The sequence below is a fragment of the Nocardia macrotermitis genome (assembly GCF_009604405.1).
In the GTDB taxonomy this organism is placed as follows: domain Bacteria; phylum Actinomycetota; class Actinomycetes; order Mycobacteriales; family Mycobacteriaceae; genus Nocardia; species Nocardia macrotermitis.
The window spans coordinates 23,260-31,584 of record NZ_WEGK01000032.1 but is presented as its reverse complement, the minus strand read 5'-3'; the positions used below and the strand labels follow the sequence as shown (position 1 = coordinate 31,584).

General features: G+C 61.7%; 8 protein-coding genes. 3 read left to right on the top strand and 5 right to left on the bottom strand.

Annotated features, from left to right (window positions below; all coding sequences use genetic code 11):
* The first annotated feature begins 628 nt into the window (after positions 1–628).
* From NRB20_RS36920 to NRB20_RS36910, 3 genes are read left to right on the top strand one after another with little or no spacing between them, the layout of a single operon-like run.
* Positions 629–928 carry a hypothetical protein gene (locus NRB20_RS36920; protein ID WP_153416080.1) on the top strand — a complete coding sequence of 100 codons (300 nt, stop codon included), beginning with the start codon at positions 629–631 and terminating at the stop codon, positions 926–928.
* 15 nt (positions 929–943) lie between these two features.
* Positions 944–3,472 (top strand): WXG100 family type VII secretion target, encoded by a 2,529-nt coding sequence (locus NRB20_RS36915; protein WP_153416079.1) that lies wholly within the window; start codon positions 944–946, stop codon positions 3,470–3,472.
* Between the two features lie 8 nt (positions 3,473–3,480).
* Positions 3,481–4,191, top strand: a complete 711-nt coding sequence (locus NRB20_RS36910; RefSeq protein ID WP_153416078.1) for a hypothetical protein — start codon at positions 3,481–3,483, stop codon at positions 4,189–4,191.
* Positions 4,192–4,253: 62 nt separating this feature from the next.
* On the opposite strand, the gene NRB20_RS36905 is transcribed toward NRB20_RS36910, so the two are convergent.
* From NRB20_RS36905 to NRB20_RS36890, 5 genes are all read right to left on the bottom strand, one after another.
* Positions 4,254–4,970 (bottom strand): ESX secretion-associated protein EspG, encoded by a 717-nt coding sequence (locus NRB20_RS36905; RefSeq protein WP_319945872.1) that lies wholly within the window; start codon positions 4,968–4,970, stop codon positions 4,254–4,256.
* The gene (locus tag NRB20_RS36900; RefSeq protein WP_153416077.1) at positions 4,967–6,502 is read right to left on the bottom strand and encodes a hypothetical protein; all 1,536 of its coding nucleotides are present in this window, start codon (positions 6,500–6,502) and stop codon (positions 4,967–4,969) included. Before NRB20_RS36900 ends, NRB20_RS36905 begins: the two co-directional genes overlap by 4 nt.
* A 12-nt stretch (positions 6,503–6,514) precedes the next feature.
* A complete protein-coding gene (locus NRB20_RS36895) occupies positions 6,515–7,174 on the bottom strand; it encodes a DUF3558 domain-containing protein (protein ID WP_194290142.1) in 660 nt (219 codons plus the stop codon).
* On the bottom strand, positions 7,171–7,605 hold the full coding sequence (locus NRB20_RS37795; RefSeq protein WP_194290141.1) for a hypothetical protein: 435 nt from the start codon (positions 7,603–7,605) through the stop codon (positions 7,171–7,173). Before NRB20_RS37795 ends, NRB20_RS36895 begins: the two co-directional genes overlap by 4 nt.
* 82 nt (positions 7,606–7,687) lie before the next feature.
* A complete protein-coding gene (locus NRB20_RS36890; protein ID WP_153416075.1) occupies positions 7,688–8,317 on the bottom strand; it encodes a hypothetical protein in 630 nt (209 codons plus the stop codon).
* Between the last annotated feature and the right edge of the window lie 8 nt (positions 8,318–8,325).

The following is an 8,325-nucleotide window of genomic DNA, read 5'->3' as shown; positions in this document are numbered from 1 at the left end:
CGTCACCGCCCAGGCCACGAGCTCCGGGCATCGACACGACAAGCAAGGGGAAACGGGAACTTCTACCTGGCCACCAGCGGGGACCTACAACCGGCCACCAGTGGAGACTTTCTCATGGCCACGGACACCATACCAACAAGACCCACGGCCGACGGCCGCAGGTCCTCCGGGAACCTGCACTTCATTGAGGCAGTCGGCGGTTCCACGGATCGGAGTCGATCGTCTTCGGCCGCAGGTCTTCCGGGACCTGCACTTCATCGAGGCTGCATGTCGTACAGGGCCATGCCGTGTGCAATAAACGCCGCAGGTCCTTCGGGACCCGCACTTTCATCGAGGCATGGTTTCGGCGGCGAGTTGCTCGTGGGTGAAAGAACCGCATCGCAGGTCCGTCGGACCTGCACTTTCATCGAGGCACGACCAACAGCCCGCGGGCCAAGAAAGACGCCGTACCGGGTCGCAGGTCCTCCGGGGACGTGCACTTCATCCACAGGCCCTCCGAGACCTGTCATCATCAAGCTGTACCGACACCGTTCCGATTCACCCGATTCGGCCCAGCTGCTAAATTTGGTCCGATTCCAAACGGCTGGCCGTCGGGCAGCCGACGAGGGGAAGCAACGGAGGGGGTTCTGTGCTCAATGCGGATATCGATCAGTTGAACAAGCTGGCGGGGTCGTTGACCACGACCGGTGGTGCGATCGCCGGGCTGAAAGTCGCCCAGGACAAGGTGAACGCGGTTGCCGGTGCTATGCCGGGATCGACGGTGCCGACGGAGTTCGCTCCGGTCAGCGTCGAGATCGATGGGGCGTTTCTGCGGGTCGGGCAGCGGATGAAAGACCTCGCGACGAAGGTCACCACCTGTGCCAAGGATCTGCACATGACCGATGCCCAGTTCGCCCAGAAGATGCGCGAACTGAACTTCCACAAATAAACCGGGGGAACAGTAATGCCATTGCGTTCCGAGCTCGACCGCTGGAACCTGCACGCGCTCACCGACTGGGCGACCGCAGTGCACGACAGCAACGAGACGATGCTCGAGCAGATCGACAAGGCGCGCAAGTACTTCACCGATCTGGGCAACGACTGGACCGGTACCGCATTCCACGCCGCCTACGACCGCGTCGGGCAGGACCACGACCAGGCCCGCAAGGTGTATCACGACATCAGCGACTTCCTGAGCGCGTTCGGGACCTCCGTCGCGAACGTGTCCTCACATCGGGATGTGTTGCGCGCCAAGGCCGCCGACGCCGAAGGCGCGAACCTGAAAGTCGCCGACAACTGGGTGTGCTCGGGCACCAACGCCACCGACGTCCACGCGCATCAGGACGCGATCAACACCGCCTACCGCGAACTCGCCCAAGCCGAAGCCGAACTCGGCCGACTACTGACCAGCCGCGGGGAACTCATCCGCGCCGCAGGAGACCTGTTCGGCTCCTCCATCGAAGTCGACCAAGCCCCCAACTCCGGCGCACGACTCGGCGGCGAGGACGGCACCCGCCTGGCCGACGCCGCCCGCAAACACGACCGCGCCGCGATCGACGCCATCGCCGCCGCGATGCCCCAATACCAGCTCACCCCACAGGATCTGCAAGACCTCGCCGCTGGCAAACAGGTCACCGACATCCCCGCCGACGTCCAGGACTACTACCGCGAATTCTTCAAGAACTCCGGCAAGGACGGCCTGTTCGCGCTCTCGGACCAACTGACCCAGGAAGAGACCGCCGCCGCGAACTCCGGCATCAAAACCAACATCGCCGGGATGCAACGCGACAACCTCGCCAACGCGATCCTCATGACCTCCAACGAGAAGGTCGGCAGTACCAGCGCGGACGGAACATTCCATCCCGGTGGAATCAACCAGCTCCCCTCCTACATGCAGCACCTGGTCGGGGACCGGCTCGAAGCCAACCCACCCAAGACCGCGCTCGAGATGAAAACCCGGCTCGAAGACCAAACCAAGTTCGCGAAACTCCTCGGTGAGGCGAACCCCGGCTTCGTGCCCGGCACCGCCATGTCCGGCCAGATGGCCGCAACCTCGGCGAGTATGGCCAGCTACCTCGACGGCCACAACCCCGCGGTCACCTCCATGGTCGAACGGTTCAAACACGAAGGCGCGTTCGACATCGGCGACAAGTACTTCGACGCGGACAAACCCGGAATCAGCGACGCCGCCAAGTCCTACCTCGACCTGGCCACCCGCAACCACCAAACCGACTACCAACTCCTGAGCAACCCCACCGAACAAGTCCACACCCCCGGCGACATCTACGCCGACCCGAAAACCTTCCGCAACGAAATCTTCAACCACGACTGGGGCGACAAAGGCAAACTCGCCTCCCAGCTCTACGACTGGGCCGGAGAACACACCCACGACCAAACCCCCGACGGCGACCTGTCCCGCAAAACCCTCGCCGCCCTCCCCGAAGTGTTCTCCCCCACCCACACCGACAACGGCAAGTCAGGCTTGACGATGGGCACCGGCGGGCACACCACGTTCGAGAACAACGCCGAACTGTTCAAGAAGAACCCCGAACTCGCCACCGGCCTATCGAAAGTCCTCGCCCCGAACCTCGACGCGCTGTCCTACGACGACCAGCACAAAACAGTCACATTCCCGAACAGCGACCCCAGCACCTACCCGAAACCCACCTCCACCGACGTCATCATCGGCCGCGACGAAGGTGACCGACTCCTGTTCCTGAGCAACCAATCCGAAGACGGCCGCCACCTCCTGGACACCGCCAGAACCCTGCGCGAGAACACCTTCTACGACCAGGCGATGAAACAAGGCGGCAACGTCGGGAACAACCTCACCCTGCTGGACGAACAGAACCACATCCAGTCACTGAACTCCCGCATGACCGCCCAGCAATACAACGCGCTCTTCTATCAAGACCAAAGCGGAGCCGATGCCGCCCACAACGCAGCGATGAAGGTGTACGAAAGCCATCAGAAGGCCGCCGAAGTCGCCAAAAGTCTCGTCGACAGCGTGAACCCGGCCGACAAAATCACCAAACCACTCACCGAACTTCTCCCCAGCAGCCTTCAAGACCCAACCAAACAATATACCAACGGACTCCCCGACAAATGGATGGACTCAGCCATCCAAACATGGAACCCTAAGCCCGAAACTCCGACCATCCAGACCCCGAGCACAACCGGCATCACCTCGAATATCCACGATGAAATATCCAATCAACTGCTCGATTCCGCGTACAGAAACGAGCAGTTGCCATCCACACTTCTGAACGATGACAGTAGTGGACCGATCCAGTTGAACGACTCGACTTCGAAGGATATGCGCGCCGGAGTCACGGACTACATGCACAATCACCATATCGACACCTACAGCGACAGGTACAAATCCAATTCTGATGTCAGTATTTTGATCGGCCTGGATGACACACAGGACAAGCTGAAGAAGTTTCTCAACGGAGGTGGCGAGGTCTTGCAGACGAAAGATCCTGGATCATAATGATTGAGATGGGGAAGAATTCGATCGTGATATCCCTTGCGCGGATTGCTTCGCTGACCTTGGCAGCTACAGTTGCCTCCTCTTGTAGTCATGCGACTGAAAGTTCACAGCAAGCCGGGTCGTCGACATCGAGATCAACTGTTCCCACCTCGGTGTCGTACCCACCTTTGAGATCGGAATGGGATGTCTCAGGGGCGTTGACGGGCAACGCGAAGGATTTTGCACAGTTCGCAGCAGAGACTCGGGCCGATCAGTACGAATTCCTCAACGCTGATAGCTACTCGGCTGATCTGATGAACCGATACAACGCGCGAGTCGACGCCGCAGATAAAACATCCCGAGATGCTTGGCAAGATTGGCATACGGGAGTGCCTGTCACTGGTGGTCTATTAATGCGCGCGGTCGACTCCACTCCCACCGAGAATGGCCAGAGAATCACCGTCTGCGAGTTCAATACACCAGGAGTATTCGACATCGTCGACGGAAAACTGAAGCTGGATTCAAATAAGCGGGTTTTCGGGTCCGGCACAATGACGGTCAGTTCAACAACACAGCCATCGGCTGCCGACTCCCACGCTTCGCAAACCCCTCGGCTGCTGGTGATATCACTTAAGTTCGGCGAAGACCAGGATGCCGCAAAGCGCTGCGAACAAGCAATGCCTGATCCGTTCACCCAGACAACACCATCGCCGACCGCCGTCACATCCCAACCGAAGTAGGTGAGTAAAATACCGGACTGCTCGAAGAAAATCGGGATGTCTGATCTAAAAATTGGTTTTACTCATCGGATCGCGGCCAGGCGGGCGATGCGGGTGGCGAGTTCGTTGTTGCTCACCGGGGTGAGGGTCAGGTCGTGGCCGATGGCGAGTAGGTATCGGCCGTCGTCGGTGAAGTCCAGCCAGGTTCGGTGTCGGGGTGGTGGGGACATCTCGTCTTCGGGGAGCACGGTGATGGTCATGTAGCCGCGGGCGTCGATCGGTCGGCGTAGTGCCTGTCGTAGCTTCTTGGCTCGGCGGCTGTTGTCGGTTTCCTGCCACTGGCCGGGCTCGGGAGACAGTACCGCTTGGCGTGGTTCGCGCATTGTCTTCAACGATCCCGCGGAGGTCGGTCCCATGACCTTGACCAGGTATTTCGCCATGGCTCTGGCTTCGCACGATATGACTGTGACGGTCTCGGCGGTAGCGGCGACCACCGCGCCCCAGACTCCGAACGCGACTCCCAGTGCGAGGATCGGCTCGGGCAGCAACTGCCCCTTGGTGAAGCGGTCACCGAACGCGGTGACCGTGGTGACGTCGGTGCGCGCGATGAACCGGAGTGTGGAGGTGAGTTCGGGATCGTGGTTGAACGGGAACCGTTCCGTCAGATGGAGGGCCGCCTTCTCGCTTTCGGTGCCGACGGTGCCCGCGGAGGCGAGATTGATCGGGTACGGGCGGCGATCCTGGCCGGTTTCCACCAGCCAGACGTGAGTGAACTCGTCCGGCGTGAAGACCCATTTCACGACGAAGTTCCCTCCGGGCCTTCGTCTTTGGGTTCGGCCGGGTTCGGCTCGTCCATCGGGCCCTTACCGACGTGGATGATGGGCTGGGTGACGGATGCCGGTGCTGTCTCGTGGTCTGCGTTTTCCGGCGCGGGGTCCTGCGGCCCGAGGTTGTCCATCGGTCCCTTGCCCACGTAGATGGTCGGTTCCTCGGCCGCAACCTCTGCGTCGGGTTCGGCTTCTTCGACCGCGTATTGCGATTCGTCGTCGGGATCGCCGCCTACGCCGATGACTTCGACCATTCCAGCTGGTAGATCGCTCAGCTCTTCGTATGTACGTCGGAGATATTCCGGAGACGTCCTTGTCCGTTCGTTCTCGGACTCCTTGCGCCCGTGTCCGGCCGATGCCGCATGCGGCATCGCGCTCGCTGGGGACCGGGACGTCGTGGCCGGAGTCTGCGCCGTGCGCGCCGTTTCGGTAGTAGTCCCCGGAACCTGTTCGCCGGGCCGCGAGGTACCAGGTGCGGGCGGTAGCGCACGACCCGGCTGCTGAGGTTGGGTGGTGTTCGAGACTCCGGGACCGATCGATGTTATCCCCGGCGTACTCGGCGAAGTCCCCGACGCCATCGGGGTCGCGGTGGTCTGGGATGGTGTATTCGTGGTGACAGGTGTTGCCGAACTCTGTTGTGCGGCAGGGGTTGACGCCGGACTCGTCGCCGATGACGCCGCTGTCTGCGTCGAGTTCGGTTGCGCCTGATCCGCGGTGTTGTCGGGCTGCTGCTGATTGCCGTTCCGGGTTTGATCGCCGGGCTTGTCGTCAGTCGGTTTGTTGTCCTTCGCTGACGTGTCGGTTCCCGGATCCTGTTTCGCCGGAGCGGGTTTCGAGGTGTCCGCCGCAGCAGCCGTGGCCAGTGTCGGCGCAGGCTGGATGCTGGGGGCCGGAGCTGGGGTGAACCGGCCTACCGCGTCACCCGACGCCACCATAGTGGGGTTATAGATATTATGCATAGCATCTCTGGCGTCGGCTGCGAGCGCTGCCGCCTGCGTGTTGTGTGCGGTGCGCGCCGCGCCGTTGGCCGCTTCCTTCGCCGGGTCCGGGTCCGGTTTGTATGCGACCGGAGGCGGTGGGATCGCGGCCTTCACCACCGAGGCGGCAGAAGCGTTGAGGTCCATCAGGCGTTGCACGTCGTAGGCGGTCTGATGCGTATCCCCGCCCGCGGTGATGAACGCGTCGGTCGACTTCTGCGCCTCCGAGGCGAATTCGCCTGACCACTCGGCGAATTCGCGTTTGACCTCCTTGGCGAAAGTATCGAACGCCTGGTTGATCTTGTCCTGGACCTTGTTCCAACTGCTGGCGACCTGCCCCATCGCCGACGGATCCAGCTTCTGATGCACCAGATCCCAGATCTGCTGGTGGGCGTAGCTGTCGAACACCTCACGATCCGGGACATACGCGGGATCAGTACCCCCAGAACCGAATTCGGTCGTGCGAGCCAGCGCGCTCTCCTGCAACCGGATATCGTTGGCGATCTCCTCCGGTGTTCGTCGCCCCACCGTGCTCCCCCTTCAGTTGTTGCCGACCCGAGGAAGGATTTCCTTCACCAAATCGACTATCCCCGAACATCTTTCGGGAACCGGACCGGACGTGATCAGAAAGCTCGCGATGCTACGGTCGAAGTCGATGTACCCGACCTTGTCCTGCACCACCACCGAGCAGAAATCGCCAGCCTTCTCGCGCACGATCATCGCCTGTCGACCATCGATCGTGGTGTCCTGGATCTGATCACCATCACTGGTGAACTTCGCCCGCCCCTCGGCCATCGTCCGGTTACCGGACATGATATTCAGGCTGTAAACGCTGTCGGGTGACTTGTATTCGCACGACAGGAATGTGTACTCGCCATGGATATCGGCGAGGCTGCGCGCTCGTGACTCCGGGGCATATCCCAGCTTGCTCAGCGTCGCGTCATCGATCCAGGTACATGGATCGAACACGACATCTGGCCGCCCCTCATTGTGCTGCTGCGGGGGCTGCAACGACGGTGCCGTCAACGTCGGAAACGGTGCCGCACCAGTCGATTTCACAGCGGTAGATGACGCCGCTGTCGTCGCCGAACCGCCCGTGGAAGTGCCGCAGCCAGCCAGAATGAGAACGGCTACCACTGCGCCCGCCACGGGAACGAGGCGGGCTGCCCGCCAACCAGCGCGCTGCCGATATCCGATCACGAATGGTGCCCCTGGTCCAGGTACAGCGTGGCGCGGCGAATCGCGGCCTGGTTCGCCTGATCCGCTTCGGTGAACTGCTTGCCTGCGGCGAGATACGCTGCCTTGTACCGCAACCCGGCCTCCTGGAAGGAGGCCAGCGTGTCCATGCACTCCTGCCCCTTGCCTGAGAATCCCTTTGCCAGCGCACGCCCGGAAGGCAGCTCCGGGAAACCGGTCACCCTTGTAAGAATCGCAGCATCGACCAAGATGCTCTCCAACTCCAACACGAGCTTGTCGCATGAGGCAGCCAGCCGCTTGGCGCTATCGACTGGAATCACGAACGTTCCGGCCTTGGCCGCGTCGAACGCCGCCTGGGCATTCTTCTGCCCCTTGTCCGGCAACTCCACAGCCACGACCACAGCCCCCTCGTTCTCGCCGGTTGAGCTTTCCATAAGCCCGATTCCAGTACGGAGTTTATCAGCGACCCCCAGTTCACGATCGGTGCTGGGCTTCGCCACCCCGATCAGCGCGGGCTCACCGGATCGGCAGATGCGGAACCAGCACCTGCGCGACCTGGAGAAGCCGGTCGACCGGTGCCGTGCGGACCCTGCGACTGAGTCTGATCACCTCGATGCTGCACGACCCGTCTTCGGCAGCAAAGAGCAGATCCCATTGGTCACCACCATGATCGAACCTCGGCCTGTACCGATATCCGACACGATCGGCGATAGTCACGGCGTCGAAGTCGGTGCCCGAGCGAACCTTCCGGAAGTCGTCGACCGTGTACAGTTGCGACCACACGTTGATCGCGTAGCCGCGCGAAAATTCCTTTCCACCACATCGTTTGAACCCTGCGACGCGGGTCCTGCCCGCGATGTCGGATGTCAGCGATGAGGGATCCACCCCGGCCTCGCCCCATGCTTCGTGGTCGATTCTCGTTGGATCCCAGAGCATTTCATGCCGGAGATATGCCTCTACCTCGTTCAGTGAGCCGGTGACGAGATCGTCCCAGTTCCTGCGCAGCCGCCACTCATCCGGCCATCGGGTACAGGAATGCAGTGTGAGGCCGACTGATTCGGCGAGCGCGTGTGCATGGGCGACGCGCTCGTACCAACCTTCAGATCCCGGTCCTGGGAGCGTCGGGTTGTCAGCAAATCCCGTCACGCCGTCAC